The sequence below is a fragment of the Amycolatopsis sp. NPDC043889 genome (assembly GCF_056435645.1).
Genome location: NZ_JBWKEC010000019.1, coordinates 36227 through 60953, shown reverse-complemented (window position 1 = coordinate 60953; position 24727 = coordinate 36227). Strand labels below are relative to the sequence as shown.

Below are 24727 nucleotides of genomic sequence, written 5' to 3'. Positions count from 1 at the left end.
TACCTGAAAACTCCTGAATGTTTCAGGCGTTTGACATTGCCCGCCGCCGAGGGACGTCACACAGTGAGGTCGCGAGGGGCCGAACTGCCGCGTTCGCCTGCCGGAAGTACATGAAGGTCGAGTTTCTCCGGCTGAGCCGAGGGAAGGGGTCCTTCACGGCGCGTCCCGGCGATTGGTGGCTCCCTGAGCACGCGCTCGAGATCGACCTCGAATGGGGTCAGCCCGGCTCATCTAACTATGCACAGCATGTATAGACCGTGCGTATACACACTGTGTATAGTCGCCGGTATGTCCATCGGGAACACGTTGCTCGGCCTGCTCGAAGCAGGTCCGAAGCACGGCTACGACCTCAAACAGCTTTACGACAAGCAGTTCCGCCAAGACCGTCCGCTGCACTACGGGCAGGTCTACTCGACGCTGAACCGGCTCCTGAAGAACGGCCTGGTCGAGGAGAACGGCGTCGAGGCGGGCGGCGGCCCGGACCGGAAGCGGTACGCGATCACCGAGGCGGGCGTCACCAACGTCGAGGAATGGCTGAAAAGCCCGGAAAGTCCTTCGGTCTACCTGCAGAACACCCTCTACACCAAGGTCGTGCTCGCGCTGCTGTCCGGCCGCGGCGCGCAGGACCTGCTCGACGCCCAGCGGAGCTCCCACCTGCGCGCCATGCGCGAGCTCACCGCCCGCAAGACCGACGGCGACCTCGCCGACCAGCTGATCTGCGACCACGCGCTCTTCCACCTGGAAGCGGATCTGCGGTGGCTGGAACTCACCGCCGCCCGCCTCGACGACCTCGCGCGCCAGCTGGCGCGCTGATCTGGGGACCACACAGTGGAAACACCGTTGTTACATGGGCTCGGCCTGCACAAGGCCTTCGGCCCGAATCAGGCGCTCGCCGGGGCGGGGCTGACGCTCGAAGCCGGCGAGATCGTCGCGATCATGGGTCCCTCCGGCTCCGGGAAGTCGACGCTGCTGCACTGCCTGTCCGGAATCGTGCGGCCGGACGCGGGTCAGGTGCTGTTCCGCGGGCGAGACCTCGCGAGCATGTCCGACACCGAACGCAGCGCCTTGCGGCGCACCGAATTCGGCTTCGTCTTCCAGTTCGGCCAGCTCGTCCCGGAGCTGACCTGCCTGGAGAACGTCGCGCTGCCGCTGCGCCTGGGCGGGATGAAGCGCCGCCCCGCCGAGCGGATCGCGCGGACCTGGCTCGACCGGCTGGCGGTCGGCGACGCCGGCGACAGCACACCCGGCCAGGTTTCGGGCGGGCAGAGCCAGCGGGTCGCCATGGCCAGGGCGCTGATCACCGAACCGTCGGTGGTCTTCGCCGACGAACCGACCGGTGCGCTGGACACGCTCAGCGGCGAGCTGGTCATGCGCCTGCTGTCCGAGACGGCGAAGCAGACCGACGCCGCCGTCGTCCTGGTCACCCACGAACCGCGGGTGGCCGCCTACTCCGACCGGGAGGTCATCGTGCGAGACGGCCGGACACGCGAACCGGTGGTCACCCGATGACCGGGCGCGAAGACCTGATGCTGGGGTTCCGGCTGGCCGTCGGGGGCGGCCGGGGCTCGATCGTCAGGCTCGTCCTGAGCACCGTCGGCATCGGGCTCGCGGTGGCGGTCCTCCTGATCGGCGCCTCCGCGGGCACCGTCAAGGAGAACCGCGACCAGCGGGCGTACGCCGCTTCCCCGCGGCACGAACCGATCCCGGGTGTCGCACCGCTGAACCACCACGCGACGACGACCGATTTCCGCGGTCAGGCGATCTCGCTCGTCCACCTTCAGGCCACCGGGCCGAACTCGCCGATCCCGCCGGGGGTGAACCGGCTGCCCGCGCCGGGCGAGGTCTTCCTCTCACCGAAGCTCGACGAACTCGTCGCGGCCGACACCAGTGGCCTGTTGCGGCCCCGTCTGCCCGGCAAGCCGGTCGGGATCATCGACGCGGAAGCCGTGCTCAATCCGAATGATCTGGTCGTCTACGCCGGCACGGACAATCCGCGGAACGGAGTCGCGACCTATGCCTTCGGTTCCCGTTCCGGTTACGAAACGCCGTTCGAACGGGGGATCCTCTCGCTGCTGCTGATCGGCCTCTTCGTCCTGCTCACGCCGGTGTTCATCTTCGTCGGGACCGTCTCCCGGCTCGGCGGTGCGGCCCGTGACCGGCGGCTCGCCGCGCTGCGGCTGGCGGGCTCGTCCCTCAAGCAGCTGCACCGGATCACCGCCGCGGAATCCCTCGTGGGCGCCGTGACGGGCTTGATCGCCGGGACCGCGACGTTCCTGCTCTTCCGCGGCGCGGTGGCGGACTTCCAGGTGTTCCGGTTCGGGGTGTACCCGGAGGACCTGACGCCGCCGTGGCCACTGGTGGCGCTGATCGTGCTCGTGGTCCCCGCCCTGACCGTGGCGGCGGCTTGGGCGGCCCAACGGCACACGGTCGTCGAACCGCTCGGAGTCGTCCGCGAAACCGTGCCGCCGAAGCGGCGGTTGTGGTGGCGGCTGCTGCCGATCGTCGTCGGAATCGCCCTTATAGCCCCGGATTTCGGCGTCGCCAGCGAACTTGGCCGCACGGCGCTGATCGCCGGTGCCGTGCTGCTGATGCTCGGGATACCCGCGGTGCTGCCGTGGCTGCTGGAGCGCGTCGTCGCCCGGATCAAGGGCGGGCCGCCGTCGTTCCAGCTCGCGATCCGCCGTCTGCGGAACGACAGCGGGACACCGGCCCGGGTGGTCGCGGGTCTCTGCGTGGTGCTCGCCGGGGCGATCGCGCTGCAGAGCCTGTTGGCGGGCCAGGTGGCGCTGACGGCCGTTTACCAGGAGAAGACCGACGACCGCATCACCGTCCATGCCGACGGCTCGGTGGCCGATCAGGCGATCGGCGCGGTCCGCGCGGTGGCCGGCGCGGCCGACTTCCAGACCATGCGTTCGATGCTCGTCCAAGCGAACCGCGTGGACAGCGTGCTCTTCTCGCTCGCCGTCGCCGACTGCGCCACGATCGAAGCGACCACCACCGCGACCGGATGCCGCGACGGTGACGTGTTCGCCGACCCGGCCTCTCTCCACAAAGGACAGTCGGTGAAGCTCACCGACAACGACAAGCAAGAGCGGGCCTGGACCGTTCCGGCCACGCCCCGCCCGCTCGGTGTGAAGCCGTCGGGGCTCACCGAGCAGCTCCAGCCGCACGTGCTCGCGACGCCCGCCGCGATGGCGGGCGTCGACCTGGCCGCCGCACCGGTCACGGTGAGCCTGCGTGGGACGACCGGGAATCCGGACTTCGTCGAACTGGTGCGGAACTCGGTGGCGCCGTACAGCGGACAGGTCGCCGTGGCGTCCGCCAACGAAAAGCGGGCCTCTGACGAGGCCCGGATGTTCGACGACGTGCGGAACATCCTGTTCGGCGGCGCGTTGTCGATCCTGCTGCTGGCCGGGGTGAGCCTGCTGGTGCTCGCCCAGGAACAGGTCAGGGAACGGCGCCGGGCGCTCGGTGCACTGTCCGCCACCGGCGTGCCGGTGCGGGTGATCGTCCGGTCCCTGTTGTGGCAGAACGGGATTCCGCTGCTGCTGGGCATCGTGGTCGCGACGGCGACCGGGATCGCCGTCGCCGCGCTGGGCAGGCGGCTGTACTGGGACGGGCTGTACGTCGACTGGTCCGCGGTCGGGCTGCTCGCCACGGCGGCGATCGCGATGGTGCTGCTGGTGACGGCGTCGACGGTGCCATCTGTGCGGGCGGCGGCGAAGACGGAGAACCTGCGCACCGAGTGACCTACAGCACGGCGCTCACGTCCCGGGCGGCGGCACGGAGTCCGTCGTGCGCCGCCCGGGTCGACCGCGGGTCGAGGGCGTTGGCGGCGAGCCGGAAGAGGACCGCCCGCAGGAGAAGCTGGGGCCATTGGGGCAGATGCGCCCAGCGTTCGAGGAGATCGATGGTGGCGCCGCCCCAGGCCAGCGCGTCGACCGCGACGATCGCGGCGCCCCATTCACCCGGCCGGTAGTACGGCACGAAATCGACGATGCCGGGGGCCGCGTCACCGTCGAACAGCACGCCGGCGAGGAGCTCCCCGTGGACGACCTGGTCCGGCAGTTTGACCGGTCTTCGCGAACCGGCCAGCACCTCGAACCAGCGGCCGCCCTTGTTCTCGTCGAGGGGCATTTCGGCCTCGCCCCAGGCGAGTTTGTCGGCCAGCGCCTCGATATCGGTGCGCCGTCCCAGGAAATCCGGCCGCGGCAACCCGGCCGTCGCGCGGTGCAGTTTGACCGCCGCGTGCACGACCTCGTCGTACCGGTGCTCGGCCGTGCCGGAGACGAACCGGTTCGCCGACCAGCCGCCGACGATCCATCGGCCGTCGCTGGACCGGACGGGCTTCGCGACCCGCAGCCCCGGCTCGTCGACGGCTTCCAGCGCCCTGGCCGTCCACAGGGTCCGCGACTTGTCGACGACGGGTTTGAGCACGAGATCGTTGTAGCGCCAGGCGGTGGTGCCGGGCAGCGGTTCCGCGTCACCGGTACGTCCGCCGAACGCCGAACAGACGTGTTCCGGAGGGCTTTCAAGGGTGGCACGCACGGCTCGGCACGTTACCTCGTCTTCCGCGCCACGAACGAGAAGACGCGCTGGTCTTGAGTAGCGATACTCAAGACAGGATCGCTTCTGACCTGCCATTCTTTCGACCGTGGTCCCCCGAACGGCGCAGCGCCGACTCACCGACGGGCAACTCGCCGCGCTCGCGCTCGGCTCACTGTGGCTGCTCGGCACCCTGGGAGCGCTCACCGTGGGCCTGTTGCTCCCGCTCGCCGCGTTCCTGCACGTTCCCTGGATCGCGTTGCCGGTGCCACTCGTTTCGATCGGTGTGGTCTACCTCATCGGTTTCGCGGCACCGGAGGCGTTTCCGTCCGTCGCGAAACCTTGGCCGCGGCTGGCGTGGGCCTTCGCGACCGGGATTTCCGCTGTTTTCGGCGCGATCTTCGTCCTGGAGGTGGCGGAGGCGTTCGATCCCTGGTTCGCCGTGCCGTTCCTCGGAGTGCCTGTGCTGCTCGTCGCGGGACTGTTCACCCGTGATCTCCGGGTGCGGATAGGCGCGGGTGTCCTCCTGGTCGCCCTGATCGCGGGCGGGATCGCCGTCCCCGCGTCCCTGCCTCTGGACACCCCCGCACGGCGCCTCGCCTCGACCGGCGTCCCGCACGACCGCACCCTCGCGGCGGATCTCGGCCCGCAGCGGCTCCCGACCAAGACGACCGAAGACTCCGGGTCGCTGATCGTCGAGTACGCGCCTCAGCTGTGGATCTCGCCCGTCTGGACCTTCGCGACCGACGCCGTCGAGAGCTGCGAGACGTCGGTGAAGACCACTTGGCGCCTCGAGAACGCGACGTGCGCCCAAGTCGGCGAAGGCGAGTTCATCCGGCGGAACGCGGACCGGATCGAGTTCATCCAGCGGCGCGGTGCTCTGTCGGTGCACCTCGCGGGGAACCACAACTGGAAGCCCGAGGAACTCCGCGAGCTGGCCGGGAAGACCCATTCGCTGACCGACGCCGAGATCATCGCCGCCGTGCCGAAGTCACCCCTCGGGAACCGGACGGACGTCGTCGCGGGGTTCGCGACGTTCGTGCGGGCGATCTTCGTGGGCCGGTCCGTCGGCTACTGAGGGGAGCAAGGGACCTTTGCTACCGCCTCGGTGCCTGCGGATCCGCGAGGGGCCACTTCAGGGAGCCAGAGTCCGTGAAGGCCTCCTTCACTACCTTCAGAGTAGGCAAGGAGGCCTTCACGGCACTGCCACGCTTCCGCGACAGCTCAGTAAGTCGGCAAGCTCTGGTCGATCTGCCGCGCCCAGGCCAGCACGCCGCCCCCGAGGTGGGTCGCGTCCTTGAACCCGGCCTTGTGCAGCGCCGCGAGCGCCTCCGCCGAACGCGCACCCGACTTGCAGTGCAGCACGATCGGCTTGTCCTGCGGCAGTTCCGCCAGCGCTTCGCCCGAGAGGATCTTGTCCTTCGGGATCAGCGTCGCGCCCTTGATGTTCACGATCTCGTACTCGTGCGGCTCGCGGACGTCGATGAGGGCGAAGTTGTCGCCGTTGTCGAACTTGGCCTTGAGCTCCGCCGGAGTGATCGTGTGCCCCGAAGCGACCGAAGCGGCTTCGTCGGACACAACACCACAGAACGCTTCGTAGTCGATGAGTTCGGTGATCTTCGGGGTCTCCGGATCCTTGCGGATCTTGACCTCGCGGTACTTCATCTCCAGCGCGTCGTAGCTGACGAGCCTGCCCAGCAGCGGCTCACCGATACCGGTGATCAGCTTGATCGCCTCGTTCACCATGATCGAGCCGATCGACGCGCACAGCACGCCCAGCACACCGCCCTCGGCGCACGACGGCACCATGCCGGGCGGCGGCGGCTCGGGGTAGAGGTCGCGGTAGTTGAGGCCCTTGCCGTTCGGCGCGTCCTCCCAGAACACGCTCGCCTGCCCCTCGAACCGGTAGATCGAGCCCCACACGTAGGGCTTGCCGGTGAGCACGGCGGCGTCGTTGACCAGGTAGCGCGTCGCGAAGTTGTCGGTGCCGTCGAGGATGAGGTCGTACTGCTCGAACAGCTCCAGCGCGTTGGACGACTCGAGCCGGTCGGTGTGCAGGTGCACCTTGACGAACGGGTTGATCTCGGCGAGCGACTCCTGCGCGGACGCCGCCTTCAGCTTGCCGATGTCGGACTGGCCGTGGATGACCTGGCGGTGCAGGTTCGATTCGTCGACCTCGTCGAAGTCGACGATGCCGAGCGTGCCGACCCCGGCCGCGGCGAGGTACAGCAGCGCCGGGCTGCCGAGGCCGCCGGCACCGATGACCAGCACCTTGGCGTTCTTCAGCCGCTTCTGCCCGGTCATCCCGACGTCCGGGATGATCAGGTGACGGCTGTACCGGGCCACCTCTTCCTTGGTGAGCTCGGCGGCCGGCTCGACGAGCGGCGGCAGCGTGCCTGACATCGGGTCCTCCATCTCGCGTGGATCGCGGGTCGCATCCCAGTATCTACAACACGGAAAGGCCCGAACGCCTTCCCCTGTTCCAGACCCTGGGATATTCCAGTTGATGAGACGGCGCGGACTAAGGTGTCTGATTCGGCCAGGAGCCCGGCTTGCAGACCTTGCCGTCCGCGGGCACCTTGCCGCGGTCACCGCCGGGGAGATTGTTCAGCTGCGCCACGAAGTCGTTGGAGACGCCGAACGTCTGCTGCATCATCACCGGCGCGATCCCGCCGTTCTCCTTGCAGCCCACATGCTTTCCGCCGAGGGCATGCCCGACCTCGTGATTGATGGCGTACTGGCGATACCCGGTCATGTCGCTCTCGAAGGCCATCGCCCCCCGCACCCAGCGGGCGAGGTTGATCACCACGCGCTTGTCGAAGCTCGCGCGGTAACACGAGGTCTCGTAAGTGATCTGGAACATGCAGACGTCCGCGCGATGCGTCGTGTTCGGCGTGGTGAGGCTCACCCGGAAGCTGGGGTTCGGGTAGCTCGCATCGACGCGCTGGAGCGCCTTTTTGCCGTCCCACGTCCAGCTCTTGGGATTGGACAGGGTGCCCTCCACCATCGCGGCGAAGCTGTCGTCACCGCTGTAGCTGGCCGAATCGATACCGTCCTCGACTTCGACGGTGTACGTGTACAGCTGGCCCGTCCCGACCTTTTCGCCCTTGCCCGGCACCACGTGATAGGTGCCCTTGCCGGACTCGGTGAAGGGGCCGCCCTTGGGCAGGTCCGCGGTCGGGATCTTGAGGTCGACCGGTTTGGCCGGGTTCTCCGGGAGGACGTCGCCGCCCCCGTCCACACCGGCGCCCGGCTCGCCGCCGTTGCCGGCGGAACCGTCGGACCCATCGCCCGACGCGAGACTCGCCCCGTCCGTGGCGATCGGCTCGGGCGGGCCGGTGGCGGTGTTGAACACGACCAGCGCGGTGATCACCACGAGGATCGGCAGTGCGTACACGCGCCAGCCGTAGGTCTTGGCGAACTGACCGATGCCGCCTTTGCCCTTGCGTTTGGCGGTCTTCGCGACGCCGGGCTCGTGCGGCTTCCAGGAGGCGCTGAGCGGCTGGGCGCTGGTCCGGCGGCCACCGGGACGGTAGCGGTCCTCGTCGAGCCGCTGCGACGGCGGCGCCGTCGGCCGATACTGCCCGGTGCGCGGCGCGTCGGTGGTCCGGGGCTGGGCGCGCGGCGGACGACGGGCGGAGGCGGAGTACTGAGACCGCCGACCTTCGCCCTGCGCGCCTTGCTTTACCCGATCCACGCGCACCAGGGTGCCATAACCGAACTGTGATGTTGTGAGCGACCGGCGCTTCGCGAAGCGTGTCCCGCCCACCCGAATGGGCTACCAGGTGCCCGATTCGACCGATTCCCACATCCCCAAAACGGCCTTTGCTACGACATTCGGGCGTTCCATCTGCGCCACGTGGCCGGTTCGGGGAAGGACCAGCAACCGGGCGTGCGGAAGTAGCCGAGCGGTGCGCTCGGCGCGCCGGACGGAGATCACCCGGTCGTGCTGCCCCCACACGACGAGCGTCGGCGCGTCGACGGCCGGCGCGACCGCCCACAGCGACGCGGGCCCGCGGGCGGACCACGTCCGGAAGATGCCGAAGGTGCTGCGTGCCAGAGCGGGGGCGGCCCACTCGAAGGCGGCGCGAGCGCTGTGCTCCTCTTCGAGCTCGTCCAGCCTGCTTTCGGCGAAGCGGCTGGGATCGGCGAAGCACAGCTTGATGACCTGCATGGCACGTTCACGCGGACCGAGCGCGGCCAGCCGCCGTCGCACCCGCGGACCGATCAGTGGCAGGTACGCGAACGCCATCCGCGGGTCGGACAGCCGTTTCATGCTGGGCCGGAGATCCGGCATCGCGGGTGAGATCAGCGTCAGCGTCTTCACCAGCTCCGGGCGGCGGGCCGCGACGAGCAGCGCGACCGCGCCGCCCATCGAGTTGCCGAACAAGTGCACCGGCCCCGTTTCGAGGCTCTCGATGTGGCTCGCGACGATCTCGGCGTGCGAGTCGAGGCTGAAGTCGAACCTGTCGGGCGGCTCCGAGTAGCCGAAACCCGGCAAATCGACCGAGGTGCCTCCCGCTTGGGGCGCCAGCAACGCGGCGAGGTCGGTCCAGTTCGTGGACGAACCGCCGAGCCCGTGGACGTAGACGGCCGTCTCCGGGCCGCCCGGTGTCCGGCGGATGTGCAATTTCACCCCGGCGACACCTATTGTTTCCCCGGGCCAAGGGGGCGGCGCGGGGTCCAGTGACGGCAACGACCTGCGCGAAAGCGGCACGTGGGTCAGCGGCGGACGGCCCCCGGCGGCACGGGAAACTGGAGAAGACACAGCATCAAGGATGCCTGACCCTTGGCGGTCCGGCTGTACCGGCGAGTAATCTCGACCTCACTTCACGCGGTGGTGACCCCGCCCTGTGAAGCCCGCTCGACTGCGCTGATGAGTTCTCGGCGGTAAGGATTGCCTCGAACAAGGCTGATGCGTTCTCGGCGGAGACGAGTGCCTCGAACTGGAGGAACGATGACAGACATGGCGCGACTGCAGGCCCGAGGTGTCCGCCTGCCCAGAACGGAACGCCGCGCCCAGCTGCTGGCCGCCGCGCAGCGGGTGTTCGCCGCGAACGGATACCACGCCGCCGCGATGGACGAGATCGCCGAAGAGGCCGGAGTCAGCAAGCCGGTCCTCTACCAGCATTTCCCCGGCAAGCTCGACCTCTACATCGCGCTGCTGGAGAGCCACGTCGACGAACTGGTGCGGCGGGTCAAGGACGCGCTCGACTCCACGACGGACAACAAGCAGCGCGTGCCGGCGACCGTCGGCGCGTTCTTCGACTTCGTCAACAACGACGCCGGCGCGTTCCGCATGGTCTTCGAGTCCGACCTGCGCGGCGAGCCCGCCGTGCAGGAGGCGGTGGACCGGGCGACGTCGGCCAGCGTCGACGCGATCACCGAGACCATCACCGCCGACGCGGGCCTCGACGAGGACAAGGCCCGGCTGCTCGCCGTCGGCCTCGTGGGCCTCTCGCAGGTCAGCGCGCGGTTCTGGCTGGCGCACCACAAGTCGATGAGCCGCGAAGAGGCCGTCGCCCTCACCGCCAACCTCGCCTGGCGGGGCATCGGCGGTGGCTTCCCGCTGCAGCACTGACCCGCGTTTCGTCCTCTGAATGCGGTCCTTGCGCGTGCAACTACCGCATTCAGAGGACGAAATGCGTGAGGTTACTGGGGTAGGAGCTTCTTCAGGCGGTCGGCGGCAAGCTGGGCGTCGGCGACGACCTTCGCGGTGTCGATGCCGACGACGCGTCCTTCGCGCTTGAGGGCGCGGCCGTCGACGAACACCCACGAGACGTTCGCGGGCTGGGTGTTGAAGACCAGCTGATTCACCCAGTCCACCTTCGGCGCGAAGTTGACCGCCTGGGCGTCGACCAACTGGAGATCCGCCCGCTTGCCCGGCGTCAGCGACCCGATCTCCTTGTCCATCCCCAGCGCTTCCGCGCCACCGAGGGTCGCCATACGCAGGACGTCCGCCGTGGTCGGGTAGACCGCCGGATCCGTCGTGGTCGCCCGCTGGAGACCGACGGCCGCGCGCATCACGTTGAACATGTCGCTCGTGTCGTTCGTGCCGCCGTCGAGGCCGAGCCCGACCTTCATGTTCCGCTTCTTCATCTCCGGCAGCCGGATCACCCCCGACGCGAGGCGCATGTTCGACAGCGGGTTGTGCGCCACGCTGACCCCGGCGGCCGCGAGCTCGTCGAGGTCTGCGTCGGTGGTCTGGATGACGTGGTTCGCCACCAGCCCGGGGTGCAGCGCGTTCGCCCGCCGGAGCGCGTCCATCTGCCCCGCGGTCAGATCGGCCTTCGATTCGAGCAGGTGCACGTTCAGCGAGACGCCGAGTTCGCGCGCGAGCTTCTCCGACGCCTCGACGCTCGGGAAGTTCCCCGTGGACGGATGAGTGCCGATCTGCAGGCGTGCCAACGGGTTCGGGTCGATGACCTCGCGCTTCACGCGGCGGATCTCGTTCTGCAGCGCGGGATCGGTGGTGCCGTTGTAGGAGTAGAGGAACCGCAGCTTCGACTCGCCGAGCGCGCGGAGACCGCCCTTGGCGAAGTCGGTGTTGAACGCGTGCGACCAGTCGGTGACCGTGGTGATGCCGGTCGAGACGACGTCGGCCGCGGCGAGTTTCGTTCCCGCGTACGCGTCCGTGTCGGTCACGGGCGCGCGGTACAACGGGATGACGCATTTGCCGAGCCAGCCGATGAGTTCCTTGTCGGCCGCGCAGCCGCGGATGAGCGACTGCCACAGGTGGTTGTGCAGGTCGACGAATCCGGGCAGCACGATCTTGCCGCGGCCGTCGACGACCTTCGCGGAGCCCGCGTCGAGGTCCTTGCCGACCTGCTTGATCTTGGTGCCTTCCAGCACGACGTCGGCGTCGGCGAGGGCGCCGAGCGGTCCTTCGCCGAGGCTGGGATCCATGGTGAGCACCATCGAGGCGTCACGGATGACGACACGGCCGGCCCCGGCGAACTCGGCGTCGCTCCCGGCTTCGGTGGTCTCACCGCCGAGGTTCGTGAGCAGGGCCGCGCCGAGGACCACGGCGAGGGTGAGGGTGAAGACGGACAGAATCGATCCACGCTGTTTCATCGTTTCAACTCCCCAGTCGATTCGATCACGTTAGCTCACCCGACGCGGACGCCCCGCAAAACGACCGCGACGGGATGCTCCAGCTGTCCGAGGTCTTCGCGCGGATCCTCCGCGTAGACGACGGCGTCGGCGGGCGCGCCCGGCACCAGCCCGGGCAACCCCAGGTACTCGCGCGCGGCCCACGAGCCCGCGGCGAGGGCGTGATGCGGTCGCAGCCCTGCTTCCGCCAGTGCGCGGATTTCGTCGCCGACACGACCATGCGGCCGGGAATCCGTACCGGCGAGGATCTTCACGCCTGCCTCGGCCGCCGCCACGACCAGCGCGGGATGCGCCTCCGCCCCGCCGACGAACCAGCGTTTCCGCGGGGTGTCCTCGCGGTCCCGCGCCCTCCCCAGCGCCGCCTGGAACACCGAAAGCGTCGGTGTGAGCGCGGTGCCGCGGGCCGCCATGTCCGGCAGATAGCCGGGGTCGAGCCACATTCCGTGTTCGACGGAATCGACTCCGGCGGCCACCGCGGCTTCGCCTCCGGCGGCGTGCTGCGAGTGCACCGCGAGACGCCCGCCCGCCGCGTGCACCGCCTCGACGACCGCGGTCAGGACGTCGGACGGCACGGCGTCGTCCCCGGTCTGCCAGTCGGCGATGACCTTGGCCCAGCCAGTGCGTTTCGCCTGCTCCGCGGCGAGCGCGGGAAGCTCCGCGTGCGTGGCGCGGCGACCCCAGCCGTCGAAGAACTCGCCGTGCTGGGCGATCCACGGTCCGGCGTGCACCGCGCGGGGCAGCCCGGGTTCGGCACCGAACCACTCGGGCGGCTCACCGGGCAGCCCCGGCGAACGGATCATCGTGACCCCGGCGTCGACGTGCCGGTGCAGATCGGCACGCAGGATTTCGTCGTCCATCGGATCGCCGGGCTCTTCGGCTCCGGGATGGGTGTGGGCGTCGACGAGCCCCGGCAGGAGCCAGCCTTCGGCCACCAGCTCCGCGCCCGGAACCGGATCGGACGTCCAGCGGTCGCCGTCGGCGTACGAATCGACGTACTCGCCATCGGGAAGCGCGCGCCCACGGACTCTGGCGATCACGGTGTCCCCCTCGTGAGTGTTCGTCCCGACTCAACCACGGACGGCGCCCTCGCGAGAAGAGCAGGGGACCTTTGCTACCGCTTTTGATCCATCCAGCGGCACCGGTCCTGGCCGGATCTCGGCTATGAATCGAGCGATCACGTCACCGATCCGCGAGGAGTCACCCATGCCCCACATCGCGCTCGACGAGAACCTGCCCGGCATCACGGCTCTGTTCGCCTACCGGCCGGAGACGGCCGCGCCGCTCGGGCAACTCGCCGAGGTCCTGCTTCGCGGTCCGAGCAGCCTCAGCGTGGGCGAGCGCGAACTGATCGGCGCGGTCGTCTCGCGCGGCAACGACTGCACGTTCTGCTCACGCAGTCACGCCGCCGTCGCCGCCGAAGCGCTCGAAGGTGGCATGCCGGTCGTCGAAGCGGCTTGGAAGGACGTCGACGGCGCACCTGTGTCGGCGAAGGTGAAGGCGCTTCTGCACGTCGCGCTCGCGGTCCGGGAAAGCGGGAAATCCGTGGGCGAAGACCTGATCGAGATGGCCCGCGCGGAGGGCGCTACGGACGTCGAAATCCACGACACGGTCCTGATCGCGGCTGCCTTCTGTATGTTCAACCGCTACGTCGACGGGCTGGCCACCCTCGCCGTCGACGACCAGGACGCCTACCGGGAGACCGGTGTCCGTCTCCTTGAGCACGGGTACACGAACCTCTGAGTGGAGCAAGGGACCTTTGCTACCGCCGGGCTCGCATCCCCACGTCGCGAAAGCCACTTTCGCGACGCCTGATGTCCCGAAAGTGGCTTTCGCGTCATCCTCAAGCGCCCTACCCGAGCCCCTGACCTGCGAGAAGAGAGCAAGGGACCTTTGCTCCCACTTGTCTCAATGTCGAGAGAAGCGGTAGCAAAGGTCCCTTGCTCCCCTTATTTCAGACCCTCGCGGCGCGGCGGACGAGGGCGGCGATGCGGTCCGAAACCTCTTGCGCCCGTTCCTGCGGGAGCATGTGCCCGGCGCCCGGATAGCGCACGAACTCCGCCTCCGGCAGCTCGTCGGCGATGACCTTGGCGTGCGGCGGCGGGCAGAGCCGGTCCCGCTCCCCCGCGAGCACGACCACCGGTTTGCCCTGCAGCGCCGCCAGCGTGACCCGGCAGTCGTGCCGCGAGATCGCGTCCTGGAAACCCGCGACGCTCGCCGGATGCGCGCACAGCAGCTGTTCGGCGACCGAGTCCACGTCGGCCCGAGCGGGCCGCCGCCCGAAGACGAGCAGCCGAGCACCCGGCCGCACCACCGACAGCGGCAGCGGCAAGGCGTCACGGCGGTTCTTCGCGAGCAGCTTCGCGAGCCTCCGTTCGAACCTCGCCGCGCCGCTGCCCGCGATCCCCGGCAAGCCGAGGGTGATCCGGTCCATCTCACCGGACGATGTGGCGACGAACGCGACCCCTGCGACGCGCCGGGCCACGAGATCGGGATGTCTGCGGGAAAGCTCCATGATCGTCATACCGCCCATGGAGTGCCCGGCGAGCACGAGCGGTCCGTTCGGGACGCGGTCTTCGATCAGCTCGGCGAGGTCGTCCGCGAGGGTCGCGATCGTGGCCGTCCCCGGTTTCGCCGGCGCGGAGCCGCCGTGGCCGCGCAGGTCGTAGCGCAGGGTCCGGACGGAGTCCCCGAGCCGCGACGCCACGCCGTCCCAGGTCCGGTGGTCCTGTGTCCAGCCGTGCACGAGCACCAGCGTGAGTTCGGAGTCGGCGGGGCCGCTCGTCTCGACGTGCAGGGCGGTGCCGTCGCCCGTCACGAACCGGTGTTCCCGCGACGGGTCCCACGAGACGGCGTCGCGCTGCTTGACGCTCCTCATCGCTTCCCCGGCAACAGGAAGGACTTGCGCCAGAAGTACATGCCCGGCTTGCCGACCAGACCGGATTCCTGCAGGAACGGCATGATCTTCTCGCCCGCCCACTGGATGCTTTCGCGCCAGTTGGGGTTGTTCAGCGCGGCTTCGACGCCGTCTCGCGGACGGATGCCGACGGCCTTGTAGACGTTCGGGTTGATGAAGGCCCGCGTCACGAAGTACGAAATGAGCGCGATGATGAACTGCTGGTAGAGGATTTCCTTTTTCGACAGTTTCGCCATCCCGCGAGTCACCTCTTCGCGGGCGAAAGTGACGTGCCGGGCCTCTTCGAGCACGTGGATCCGGTTCACCATGCGCACCAGCGGCTGGATCTCCGGGTCGTTCATCTGCTCGCGCTGAAGCCGGTCGAGTACCTCTTCGGCGACGAGGATCGCGCCGTAGCGCGCGGGGCCGTAGCTGATCGTCGGCATCAGTTTCGCCAGCCGCCGCAACCACGGCACCGGCCCGTAGGACGGGCAGCCGATCCGCGAAGCCATCCGCGCGAACATCGTCGAGTGACGGCATTCGTCCGCGATCTCGGTCAACGCGTACTGGGCGTGCGAGCTGGTCGGGTCCTCTTCGTAGACCTCCTTGAGCAGCATCTGCATCAGGAGGATTTCGAACCACAGCCCCGTCGTGGCGACGCTCGCGACTTCGTGCTTTCCGAGTTCGATGCGCTGCTCTTCGGACAGTGAGTCCCACAACTCGGTGCCGTAGAGCGAAGAACGGTGAGCCGGGATGAAGCGCTTCCCGTCGACGAGCGGGGCGTTCCAGTCGATGTCGACGTCGGGATCGTAGAACTTGTTCGCGGAGGACTTGAGCAGCCGCTCGGCCGTCTTCTCCCGGTCTGTTTCCTTCAGCGCCCGCGTCATTGCCGACACACCCCTATCTGTAACTCGTGGTAACAGTTACCTCTGGTAGCATGACCGGGGTGATCGAACGTGTCAAGCGCAACAGCAAGCAGTCGAGCAAGCACCCCGCAGCGGGTGAGGCCGACACGGGTGATGCCCGTCGTGACCGCTGGCGCAAGCACCGGATCGCGCGCCGCGCGGAGTTCGTCGAGGCCGCCCTGCGCGCGCTCGACACCCACGGGCCGGACCTCGGCATGGAAGACGTCGCCGCCGAAGCGGGTGTCACGAAACCCGTGCTGTACCGGCACTTCGACGACAAGGCGGATCTGTACGTCGCGCTCGGGCAGCGCGGCACGGAGATCCTCTTCCAGCGGCTGATCCCGGCCATCAACTCCGAACTCGCCCCGGTCCCCCGGATCCGGATGGCGCTCGACGCGTTCTTCAGCGTCATCGAGGAGCACCCCAACCTGTACCGACTGCTCGCGCGCGGCGGCCTTCAGGAGAAGGTGGTCGTCAAGGCCGACGTCGTCGCCGAAGACAAGGAACTGATCGCCACCGCGCTGACCGCGCTGCTCGGCGACTACATGCGGATGTTCAACATGGACTCCGGCGCCGCCGAACCGTGGGCGCACGGCATCGTCGGCATGGTGCAGAGCACCGGCGAATGGTGGCTGGACCGGCGCTCGATGGGCCGCGACAGCGTCGTCGAGTACCTGACGCAGATCATCTGGGCCGCGATCGACGGCCTCTCCCGGCAGCAGGGCATCGTCATCGACCCGAACCTGCCGCTCGAAGAGAACAAGGTCGTCCAGATGCGGAAGGAATCGGAGGCACAATGAGCGAGCACGACGAAGACGGTTACTCCGGCGAAGCGGTCCTCGTGATCGACGGGACCGAGATCGCGACCACGGTCGACCTGAGGGGCTACTTCCAGCCCATCGACGGGTACTACCGCTGGTACGGCCGCGTCGCCACCAACGAGCAGGTGTCCGCGGCCGCCGGCGGCAAGAAGACCGCCGTCGAGATCCGCGCGGGCGAGTACAGCGCGAAGGGCGAACTCTCCGACCCGGACCCGTGGGACCGCTACCGCATCATGGGCACCAGCACGCCGCCCTTCCACGTGCCGACCTCGCTGGAAGAACTGAACGAACTCAACGCCTGACTCGTGAGTGGTAAGGACGGTTAGAACCGTCCTTACCACTCACGAGCCGCAGAACTCAGCCCTGCCGTTGAGCGGGCACCCGAGTACGCGGCACCACGTACTTCGGCCAGCTCGACAGCTTGTTCATCGCCCATTCCAGCGGCCCGCGCCCGACGAACTTCCGCCACAGCACCGCCGCGGTCAGGGCGACCACCGAGAACTCGACGAAGTGCAGCACGCTGAAGATCGAGTCGCCGTCGCTCTCGTCCCACAGCAGCGCGATCGCCACGAAATGCAGCACGTACGCGCTGAGCACCCGCCCGCCCAGATCCGAAAGCGGCCGCAGCACGCGTTCGAACTTCGGCATCAGCAGCTGGCAGCCGCCGATCACCGCCGCCGCGATCCCGATCGAGATCAGCAGGTCGAACGGCGTGTACGAGGTCCCCGTCGGCAGTAGTTCCCAGGCCCAGCTGGTGGTCGGCGGCGTGCCGTGGATCCAGGTCTGGTGGAGCCGGAGGAATTCCGGCGGCGTCATCCCCATCTGCGCGGCGGCCGGTTCCAGCGAGCGGTAGACGGCCTGCATGCCGCCGAGCGGCCCGGTCGCGATCCAGGACACGACGTACCCGCCCACCGCGAGCGCCGATCCGCCGAAGAACAGCCGCCGGCACACGCTGCGCGAGGTCAAGTCCATCCGCCCGATCGCCATCCCGGCGAACACGTACGCCATCAGCGTCAACGCGGGGAACGTCCCGGTCAGGACGAGGACGGTCGCGGCCTTCAGCAGTCCGGTCGACGTGACCTCGTCCGCGGTCAGGTCCGGCGCGAAGAAGAGCAGGTCGCGGGGCAGCAGTTGCGCCCTGATCAGATGCGAGAGCAGCGGGCCCGCCACGGCGACGACGACCGCCGCGATCGCCAGCGCCTTCGCGCCCGCGCGCAGCCACGGGATCGCGAAGAGGAAACAGGCCCCGTAGTAGGCCAGGATCACCATGTAGCCGGTCTCGAGGCTGGTCAGCCACAGCCCCAGCGCCACCAAGAGCGGGGCGCGGGTCGCCAGTTTGAGTGCGACGCGGGTCCGGTCGCGGCCCTGTTTGGGACGGCGTCCGCCGGACATCAGCGCGATCGAGACCCCGGCCAGCACCGCGAACAACGCCGCGGAATGGCCTTCGAACGGTTTGAACAGCACCCCGAAGCCGCCTTTGGCGGGATCAGGGCCGACATGCACCGCGTACATGCCGAGTACGGCCAGGCCACGGGCGACGTCTATACCGGTCAGCCGCCCCGCGACCCGTTTGCCTTGCTCGGGAACAGTGCGCACGCCGTCGACCAACGCGGGGTCCATCACAGTGACGCCGTCCACCTCATTTCTCGGCTAGCCCCCTGCCGTCCCCGCCTTAGCGTGACGATCAAATCTGAGAGCTGGCTGAGACGCGGCGGTGACGCCACTGTGACATCCGACTACAACCCGATCGGGTTAGCCACCCACAGCGAAGCCGACCTTGCGAACATCCGACGGCGCGATCTCGACGTAGGCGATCCGGTCGGTGGGCACGATGTACTTACGGCCCTTTTCGTCGTCGAGGCGGAAGATCCCGTCGCCGGCCCTCAAGGCGTTCGCGACCAGTTCCTCGACCTCGTCGGGCGACTGGCTGCTGGACACCACGAGCTCCCGCGGCGTGTCCTTGATGCCGATCTTGACCTCCACGTGGGACCTCCGCTTGAAAGTTCGGAAATTACTGGTGCGCCAAGGCTAGCCGAAGAGACGTCAGCCGAGCCCCAGCACCTGCATGCGTTTGGTGTGCCCCTGCTGCAACCGGCGGAACAGCGCGGCGATTCCCGAAAGGTCGCCGGAGCCCTCGACGATCAGCTCGGCGAGCCCATCCCGCTCGGCGACGACGTACTGGGCCTGCGTCAACGCCTCGCCCAGCAGGCGGCGGCCCCACAGCGCGAGCTTGTCCCGCGCCTTCGGGTCGGCCTCGATACCGGCCGCGACTTCGCGCTCGGCGAACGCGGAATGCCCCGTGTCGGCGAGCACGGTGAGCACCAGATCCTTGGTCTCGGGATCGAGCCAGCTGGCCATCTCGCGGTAGAGATCCGCCGCGAGCCCGTCGCCGACGTAGGCCTTCACCAGGGACTCGAGCCACGAACGCGGCGCCGTGGAGGCGTGCCAGGCGTCGATGTGCCCGACGAACGGCCGCATCGCGTCCTCGATCGCGACGCCGTGCCCCGCGAGATGCTTGGTGAGCAGGTCGTAGTGCCCGATCTCGGCGGCCGCCATGGACGCCAGCGCGGCCCGGCCCGACAGCGTCGGCGCGGTGCGCGCGTCCTCGGCCATGCGATCGAATGCGGACAATTCCCCATAGGCGAGTACGCCGAGCAAATCGACTACGCCCTCACTGATCTGCTTTGCCTCCGTCACGGCGGAAAGGGTATCGCCGAACACACCTCCGGGGCGGTGAAGAGACCGATCCCACCCCGCCCGGCGCGCCGGGGGGTATCGAAAAACCGCAGATCAGGTAAACTGGCCGCCGGATACGACGGATCTTCCGTCCCGGATCGGGGCGCCGCTGCGGCTGAAGGACAGCCGGTGTGGCCCCGGTCAGCACAAGAACGATGTGCGTGCACGCCATCCTGCGGCATTCCCACGAAGGGCCGCTCCAGCGCCAGTAGCGCGGAGCCCGAGCGAATTTTCGTGGTCGAGTGTCGATCGGTGACCAGGGCAGTGCGCGCTGGTCACGAGAGAGGCGAGCACCCTGACCACGAACGAAACCACAACCGAAGAGCACACCACCACCGGCGTCCCGGAGGCCGTCGCGCTGGAGCACAGCGAGACAGGCCCGGCGACGTTGGACACGTCGCACCCGCTGCAGGCGGGCGCGCCGGTGGAGGCCGAATCCCCCACCTTCGCCTCCTTCGGCGTCAAGCCGGAGATCGTGAAGGCCCTCAGCGAGGCCGGGATCGAGCGCACCTTCGCCATCCAGGCCCTGACGCTGCCGCTGGCCATGGCGGGCGACGACCTCATCGGCCAGGCCCGTACGGGCATGGGCAAGACGCTGGGCTTCGGTGTCCCGCTGCTGCACCGCGTCGAGGTCCCCGGCGACGGCACCCCGCAGGTGCTGGTCGTCGTGCCGACCCGTGAGCTGTGCATCCAGGTCGCGAACGACCTCAAGGGCGCGGGCAAGCACCTCGGCATCCGCACGCTGGCCATCTACGGCGGCCGCCCCTACGAGCCGCAGATCGAGGCCCTCCGCAAGGGCGTCGACGTCGTCATCGGCACGCCCGGCCGCCTGCTGGACCTGGCCGAGCAGCAGCACCTGGTGCTCGGCAAGATCCGCGGCCTGGTGCTGGACGAGGCCGACGAAATGCTCGACCTGGGCTTCCTGCCCGACATCGAGCGCATCCTGCGGATGGTCCCCGAAAAGCGCCAGACGATGCTGTTCTCGGCGACCATGCCGGGCCCGATCATCACGCTGGCCCGCACGTTCCTCACGCAGCCGACGCATATCCGCGCCGAGGAGAACGACGCAGGCGCCATCCACGAGCGCACCACCCAGTTCGTCTACCGGGCGCACTCGATGGACAAGCCCGAGCTGATCGCCCGCGCGCTGCAGGCCGGAGGCCGTGGCCTGACGATGATCTTCACCCGCACCAAGCGCACCGCGCAGAAGGTCGCCGACGAGCTCGTCGAGCGCGGCTTCGCGGCCGCCGCCGTGCACGGTGACCTCGGCCAGGGCGCCCGCGAGCAGGCGCTGCGCGCGTTCCGCTCCGGCAAGGTCGACGTGCTGGTCGCCACCGATGTCGCCGCCCGCGGTATCGACATCGACGACGTCACGCACGTGATCAACTACCAGACGCCGGAGGACGAGAAGACCTACGTCCACCGCATCGGCCGCACCGGCCGCGCCGGGCGCACCGGTGTCGCGATCACCCTCGTCGACTGGGACGAGGAGCCGCGCTGGAAGCTGATCTCCGACACCCTGGGCCTCGACATGCCCGAGCCGGTCGAGACGTACTCGTCGTCGAAGCACCTGTTCAGCGACCTCGGCATCCCGGAGGGCACCACCGGGCGCCTGCCGCTGTCGAAGCGCACCCGCGCCGGCCTTTCGGCCGAGGTCGAAGAGGACCTGGGCGGCAAGCGCCGCGGCCGTGGCCAGGGTCCGGCGAAGGACGAAGAAGCGCCTCGCAAACGCAACCGCACGCCGCGCAAGCGGACCCGTGGCGGGGCGAACGCGGCCGCCAAGATCGAGGCCGCCGACGCCGCCGCGAGTGCTTCCGCGGACAGCGCCGAAGGCCAGAGCGAAGCCGCTTCGGAGGGCCGCACGCGGACCCGTCGCCGTAGCCGCGGTGCCGCGAAGCCGAGCCCGGAGGTCAGCGGTCCGGCGGTCGAGAAGGAGGCAGGCGACAGCGCCGAGCGTCCGGCTCGCCGACGCCGCCGTCGCCGTCCCTCGGCGACTTCTGATACACCTGCGTCGGCAGACTGAGAGCTTCAGCCCGGCTGGCGGAGCTGAAGCCTTACTGTGGCACCAGCCACAAGTGTGAACCCGCCCCGGCCGAACGGCCCCGCGCGGGTTCACGGTAAGAACGCAGACCGCGACGTGGGGAGCTAGGGGCACGTGAGCGAACGCTGGGACGCCGCGCCGGACGACGAACCGGTGCGGCCCGTGTCCGCCGATCACGGCAGGCCGGACGGCGGTGAGCCGGAGACGGCCGAAAACGCGATCGGCACGGAAGACGTGCTGGACGCCGATCCCGCCCACCCGGTGGCCGACGAGCCGCCGCTGGGCGGGAAACGCGCCCGGCGCTCGCCGTGGAACCGCACGCGGGATCGCGTGATCGCCGCGGCGATCGTCGTGGTCGTCGCGATCACCGGCGTGGTCGTCGGCGTGACCAGCGACAACGCGGCGACGGTCGCGCAGGTCGCCGCCACCCTGCCGCCGGGGCTCCCGCCCGCGCCGGCGCAGGTTCCCGGCTCCCTCAGCGAACTGTGGCAGGCACCGAGTTCCTCGACACCCGTCCCGATCGGCGAAGCCAACAGCGTCGTCACAGCGGACAAGGGCGAGGTACTCGGCCGGGACCCGTATACCGGCGATGTCCGGTGGCGCTACTCGCGCGACCTCGAACTGTGCACCGTCGCGCTCGCCGGGATCAAGGTGGACGCGGTGTACCGCAAGGACACCGGCTGCAGCGAGGTCACCCAGCTCGACGCGGGCACCGGGCGCCGCACGGCGCAGCGCAACGGGGACGCCGAACTCGGGACCAGGCTGGTCGTCGACGGATCGCACGTCACCACGACCGGCAAGAGATTGCTGAACACCTGGCGCGACGACCTGGTCAAGAGCATGGAGTACGGCCAGGTCCCCGCCATCGTGAACCCGGACAAGCAGCCGAGGACCGGCTGCACCTACGGCACGGTGGCCGCCGCGGCGGGCAAGATCGGTGTGATCGAGCGCTGCCCCGGCGACCCGGCCGACCGCTTCACCGTCTACCGCGCGACCAACGACGAAGCCGACGACCCGAAGGTCGACTACAGCACCGTGCTCGCGGGCAGGAACGCGAAGGTCATAGCGATGTCCGGCGATCTCGCGCTGATCGTGCTGCCCGAGCAGAAACTGCTCGTCATCTACGGCGGCGACGGCCTGCAGAAGTCGGCGTACCCACTCGACGTGCCCGACGCGGACATCGCACAGGATCCGGTGGGTGGCGTCATGACGACCTCGTGGACCGCGGAAGGCGTCTACTGGTTCACCGGCTCGAAGACCATGGCGTTCTCACGGGACGACCTCACGCCGCGCTGGACGCTGAACAACTCCACCGGCCCCGGGGTGACCTTCGGGGAGCAGCTGGTCGTGCCGATCCAGGGCGGGCTCGCCGTGCTCGACGAGACGACCGGCGCCACGATCCGCACCGTCGGCGTCGACAGGCGCGGCTACACCGGCCCGGTGCTGCTTTCCTCGGTCGGGCCGGTGCTGCTGGAGCAACGCGGCCCCACCCTCGTCGCCCTCAAGTGACCGGCAGGCGGTAGCAAAGGTCCCCTGCTCCCGCCGGCCGTCATCGCGTCGTCGAAGTCCTGGAAGTACGCAGCCTGCTGACTTCCTTCCAGCACCACTTGCCGCCTTCGCTGGCGAGCGTGCCGGTGGCGGTGCCCGGCCGCCCCGCGACGCTCAGCGTGACGGCGACCGTGTACTTGGTCTCGGAGACCTTCGTGACCGCGCCGAGCGAAGCGTCCGACGCTTCGCTGACCCGATCGATGATCTGGTCGATGTCCTTTTCGGCGTTCCCGCACTTGAGCGCCGTCAACGCCGCCCTGTCGTGGGCGTTGATGCCGTCGATGATCGCCTGCGCGGTCCCTTCCGGGCCTGCCGCCTTTTCGGCCTTGTCGTCGCTGAGGAAGAACCCGGGAGCGACGAACCCGGTGATACCCAGCGTGACCACCACCACGGCAGCGGCGGCGATGCCCACGATCAGGCCGGTCTTGTTGTTCTTCGGGGGCGCGGGCGGCCCGCCGAAGCCCTGGGGGTACTGCTGGTTCTGGCCGTACTGCTGCTGGCCGTAGCCGGGGTACTGCTGCTGCGGGTACGCGCCGCTCTGGTCGTAACCGCCCTGCGGGTACTGCTGCTGTCCCGGGTATTGCTGTTGCCCTGGGTATTGCTGTTGCCCTGGGTATTGCTGCTGTCCTGGGTACTGCTGCCCGCCCTGGTCGGGCTGCCCCGGGTACTGCTGCCCGCCCTGGCCGTGGTCGGGCTGTCCTGGCTGGGGTGGGTAGGTCATCAACAGTGCCCTTCGTCCTCGCTGCGGGACAGCGTGTTCATCTACGACATGCCCAGTGAGCCATAGTTTCGCAGGGACGGGACGCTTTTTCGGGCAATGGCACTTTCCTGCCGTGTCAGCTCCACCAGAACAGGCTGAGCGCGGCCGTCACGCTCACCACGACCACGAGACCGGCGCAGCCCGCGGCGCGGCCATTACGCGAGTCCGCGACCCGTTGTGCCAGCAAGGAGACGACCGTCGCGACCGGGTGGCCGATCAGCATCAGGAGCCCCGGCCCCGGCGCGCCGGTGAACAGGCAGAGCGAGGCGATCGCGACGACGCACACCGCCAGCACGGCCATCCCGGCCGCGAGCGCTCCGGTCAGCCCGCGCCAGAACCGGCCGCCTCCGGGCGTCGTGGGCTCGTCCGCGGGCGGCGGGGTGGTCGCGAGCTCTTCGGTGTCCGGTGACGACACGTCCTCGCCTGTCCAATCGTCGGGTTCGAGAATCTAGGGCGCCAGCAACTCCCACGGCTGAGCCGCGGGCCCGGCCTCCTGGCCTGCCGCGCAACTGGGCCGGAAGTCGCACCATGAGCAACGACGGCCAGGGCGCGCCGGGAACAACACGTCCTCGTCGCCGCCGGCGTCCAGGGTATCCGCTGCCAGCCGCAGGTCCCCGGCGGTCTCGTCGGCGCGTTGGAGATGCCGTTTCAGGCTCTCTTCGGTGTGCTCGGCGGCCGCGATGGTCCCGGTGGGCACGTGGTGCAGCTCGACCTGGTAGCACGGCGTCCGCAGCGTCCTGGCGGCCGCGACCGCGTACAGCGCCAAGGCCTGCGACGAACGCGCCTCGTACTCGTCCGGCTCGCGGCGGCCGGTCTTGTAGTCGATGATCACCAATTCGCGGCCGCGCTGGTCGATCCGGTCGGCGCGGCCCTCGATGATGAGGCTGGGCCCGCTGCCCGGCTCCAGCGTGACCGGCGCCGAAACCCAGCGCTCCAGCCCGACGGGATCGACGCTGACGTCGTTGTGCTCGACGTACTCCGCGACCCAGGCCTTGGCCCTGGCGCGGTACCGGGCGGCCTGGTCGGCGTCTTCGAACCCGGCGTCCTTCCAGTGTTCGGCGACGAGCGCCATCGCCCGCTGCGGCACGCGCTTGATCACCGGCAGGTCGAACAACGCCCGCAAAGCGTTGTGCACCACCGCACCCAGCGTGCTGTGCGCCCACGCGCCGGTGCGTGCCGGGGACGGACGGTCGAGATACGCCATGCGGTAGCGGCGCGGGCAATCTTCGAACGTCGCGAGGCGCGCGGGCGAGACCTTCGTCAGCTTGCGCGGCGCCTCGACGCCGAAGTCGAAACCAATCTGCTCCATCGGATCACCCCGCGCGCAACGCTACGCACCCCCACCGACACTTTTCGAGGGGATCC

24 protein-coding genes are annotated in these 24727 nt (G+C 69.1%); 10 read left to right on the top strand and 14 right to left on the bottom strand.

All coding sequences use genetic code 11. The features are described 5' to 3' along the window. The first annotated feature begins 288 nt into the window (after positions 1 to 288). Genes AC0685_RS29015 through AC0685_RS29005 form a run of 3 tightly spaced genes read left to right on the top strand, consistent with a single transcriptional unit; the run spans position 289 to position 3749 of the window. The gene (locus AC0685_RS29015; RefSeq protein ID WP_125680292.1) at positions 289 to 813 is read left to right on the top strand and encodes a PadR family transcriptional regulator; all 525 of its coding nucleotides are present in this window, start codon (positions 289 to 291) and stop codon (positions 811 to 813) included. A 15-nt stretch (positions 814 to 828) separates the two neighbouring features. Then, entirely contained in the window at positions 829 to 1509 is a 681-nt protein-coding gene (locus tag AC0685_RS29010) for an ABC transporter ATP-binding protein (protein ID WP_465457566.1), read from the top strand. Continuing rightward, positions 1506 to 3749 carry an FtsX-like permease family protein gene (locus AC0685_RS29005; RefSeq protein WP_478228405.1) on the top strand — a complete coding sequence of 748 codons (2244 nt, stop codon included), beginning with the start codon at positions 1506 to 1508 and terminating at the stop codon, positions 3747 to 3749. Before AC0685_RS29010 ends, AC0685_RS29005 begins: the two co-directional genes overlap by 4 nt. A 1-nt stretch (position 3750) precedes the next feature. On the opposite strand, the gene AC0685_RS29000 is transcribed toward AC0685_RS29005, so the two are convergent. After that, on the bottom strand, positions 3751 to 4548 hold the full coding sequence (locus AC0685_RS29000; RefSeq protein WP_125680289.1) for a TIGR02569 family protein: 798 nt from the start codon (positions 4546 to 4548) through the stop codon (positions 3751 to 3753). A gap of 106 nt (positions 4549 to 4654) precedes the next feature. Here AC0685_RS29000 and AC0685_RS28995 point away from each other — a divergent pair, with 106 nt between their 5' ends. Further along, a complete protein-coding gene (locus tag AC0685_RS28995; RefSeq protein WP_478228404.1) occupies positions 4655 to 5623 on the top strand; it encodes a hypothetical protein in 969 nt (322 codons plus the stop codon). A 146-nt stretch (positions 5624 to 5769) separates the two neighbouring features. On the opposite strand, the gene moeZ is transcribed toward AC0685_RS28995, so the two are convergent. The 3 genes from moeZ to AC0685_RS28980 form a co-directional block, all read right to left on the bottom strand. Then, the gene (gene moeZ, locus AC0685_RS28990; protein WP_478228403.1) at positions 5770 to 6948 is read right to left on the bottom strand and encodes an adenylyltransferase/sulfurtransferase MoeZ; all 1179 of its coding nucleotides are present in this window, start codon (positions 6946 to 6948) and stop codon (positions 5770 to 5772) included. A gap of 118 nt (positions 6949 to 7066) precedes the next feature. Then, positions 7067 to 8242: a DUF3152 domain-containing protein gene (locus tag AC0685_RS28985; protein ID WP_478228402.1), complete on the bottom strand. Its 1176-nt coding sequence runs from the start codon at positions 8240 to 8242 to the stop codon at positions 7067 to 7069. Between the two features lie 81 nt (positions 8243 to 8323). After that, positions 8324 to 9181: an alpha/beta fold hydrolase gene (locus AC0685_RS28980; protein WP_478228401.1), complete on the bottom strand. Its 858-nt coding sequence runs from the start codon at positions 9179 to 9181 to the stop codon at positions 8324 to 8326. A gap of 321 nt (positions 9182 to 9502) precedes the next feature. On the opposite strand from AC0685_RS28980, the gene AC0685_RS28975 reads away from it, so the two are divergent. Further along, positions 9503 to 10126 carry a TetR/AcrR family transcriptional regulator gene (locus AC0685_RS28975; RefSeq protein ID WP_125680286.1) on the top strand — a complete coding sequence of 208 codons (624 nt, stop codon included), beginning with the start codon at positions 9503 to 9505 and terminating at the stop codon, positions 10124 to 10126. A 71-nt stretch (positions 10127 to 10197) separates the two neighbouring features. Here AC0685_RS28975 and AC0685_RS28970 read toward each other — a convergent pair whose 3' ends face one another. Beyond that, positions 10198 to 11619, bottom strand: a complete 1422-nt coding sequence (locus AC0685_RS28970) for an amidohydrolase family protein (RefSeq protein WP_478228400.1) — start codon at positions 11617 to 11619, stop codon at positions 10198 to 10200. Positions 11620 to 11654: 35 nt separating this feature from the next. Next, entirely contained in the window at positions 11655 to 12695 is a 1041-nt protein-coding gene (locus tag AC0685_RS28965; protein WP_478228399.1) for an amidohydrolase family protein, read from the bottom strand. A gap of 166 nt (positions 12696 to 12861) precedes the next feature. On the opposite strand from AC0685_RS28965, the gene AC0685_RS28960 reads away from it, so the two are divergent. Beyond that, the gene (locus tag AC0685_RS28960; RefSeq protein ID WP_478228398.1) at positions 12862 to 13398 is read left to right on the top strand and encodes a carboxymuconolactone decarboxylase family protein; all 537 of its coding nucleotides are present in this window, start codon (positions 12862 to 12864) and stop codon (positions 13396 to 13398) included. Between the two features lie 211 nt (positions 13399 to 13609). On the opposite strand, the gene AC0685_RS28955 is transcribed toward AC0685_RS28960, so the two are convergent. Together AC0685_RS28955 and AC0685_RS28950 are read right to left on the bottom strand one after the other, a co-directional pair. After that, complete coding sequence (locus AC0685_RS28955; protein ID WP_340684424.1) at positions 13610 to 14533, bottom strand: alpha/beta fold hydrolase; 924 nt, start codon at positions 14531 to 14533, stop codon at positions 13610 to 13612. Beyond that, a complete protein-coding gene (locus AC0685_RS28950) occupies positions 14530 to 15438 on the bottom strand; it encodes an AurF N-oxygenase family protein (protein WP_478228397.1) in 909 nt (302 codons plus the stop codon). The genes AC0685_RS28955 and AC0685_RS28950 overlap by 4 nt, the downstream gene beginning before the upstream one ends. Positions 15439 to 15488: 50 nt before the next feature. Between AC0685_RS28950 and AC0685_RS28945 the strand changes: the two genes are divergently transcribed. Next, the gene (locus tag AC0685_RS28945) at positions 15489 to 16256 is read left to right on the top strand and encodes a TetR/AcrR family transcriptional regulator (protein ID WP_478228396.1); all 768 of its coding nucleotides are present in this window, start codon (positions 15489 to 15491) and stop codon (positions 16254 to 16256) included. Continuing rightward, positions 16253 to 16579 carry a DUF4873 domain-containing protein gene (locus AC0685_RS28940; protein ID WP_034313275.1) on the top strand — a complete coding sequence of 109 codons (327 nt, stop codon included), beginning with the start codon at positions 16253 to 16255 and terminating at the stop codon, positions 16577 to 16579. Before AC0685_RS28945 ends, AC0685_RS28940 begins: the two co-directional genes overlap by 4 nt. 55 nt (positions 16580 to 16634) lie before the next feature. On the opposite strand, the gene AC0685_RS28935 is transcribed toward AC0685_RS28940, so the two are convergent. The 3 genes from AC0685_RS28935 to AC0685_RS28925 all read right to left on the bottom strand — a co-directional run bounded on the left by AC0685_RS28935 (position 16635) and on the right by AC0685_RS28925 (position 18974). Next, positions 16635 to 17897 (bottom strand): heparan-alpha-glucosaminide N-acetyltransferase domain-containing protein, encoded by a 1263-nt coding sequence (locus AC0685_RS28935; RefSeq protein ID WP_478228395.1) that lies wholly within the window; start codon positions 17895 to 17897, stop codon positions 16635 to 16637. 132 nt (positions 17898 to 18029) lie between these two features. Beyond that, positions 18030 to 18260 carry a DUF3107 domain-containing protein gene (locus AC0685_RS28930; protein WP_005167610.1) on the bottom strand — a complete coding sequence of 77 codons (231 nt, stop codon included), beginning with the start codon at positions 18258 to 18260 and terminating at the stop codon, positions 18030 to 18032. Between the two features lie 60 nt (positions 18261 to 18320). Beyond that, a complete protein-coding gene (locus tag AC0685_RS28925) occupies positions 18321 to 18974 on the bottom strand; it encodes a ferritin-like fold-containing protein (protein ID WP_034313407.1) in 654 nt (217 codons plus the stop codon). A 463-nt stretch (positions 18975 to 19437) separates the two neighbouring features. Between AC0685_RS28925 and AC0685_RS28920 the strand changes: the two genes are divergently transcribed. After that, positions 19438 to 21036, top strand: a complete 1599-nt coding sequence (locus tag AC0685_RS28920; RefSeq protein ID WP_478228467.1) for a DEAD/DEAH box helicase — start codon at positions 19438 to 19440, stop codon at positions 21034 to 21036. 132 nt (positions 21037 to 21168) lie between these two features. Next, complete coding sequence (locus AC0685_RS28915; RefSeq protein ID WP_478228394.1) at positions 21169 to 22563, top strand: Rv3212 family protein; 1395 nt, start codon at positions 21169 to 21171, stop codon at positions 22561 to 22563. 40 nt (positions 22564 to 22603) lie between these two features. Here AC0685_RS28915 and AC0685_RS28910 read toward each other — a convergent pair whose 3' ends face one another. The 3 genes from AC0685_RS28910 to AC0685_RS28900 all read right to left on the bottom strand — a co-directional run bounded on the left by AC0685_RS28910 (position 22604) and on the right by AC0685_RS28900 (position 24671). Then, positions 22604 to 23323, bottom strand: a complete 720-nt coding sequence (locus tag AC0685_RS28910; protein WP_478228393.1) for a hypothetical protein — start codon at positions 23321 to 23323, stop codon at positions 22604 to 22606. Between the two features lie 115 nt (positions 23324 to 23438). Then, the gene (locus AC0685_RS28905; RefSeq protein WP_478228392.1) at positions 23439 to 23777 is read right to left on the bottom strand and encodes a hypothetical protein; all 339 of its coding nucleotides are present in this window, start codon (positions 23775 to 23777) and stop codon (positions 23439 to 23441) included. 33 nt (positions 23778 to 23810) lie between these two features. Then, on the bottom strand, positions 23811 to 24671 hold the full coding sequence (locus AC0685_RS28900; RefSeq protein WP_478228391.1) for a RecB family exonuclease: 861 nt from the start codon (positions 24669 to 24671) through the stop codon (positions 23811 to 23813). Positions 24672 to 24727: the final 56 nt, after the last annotated feature.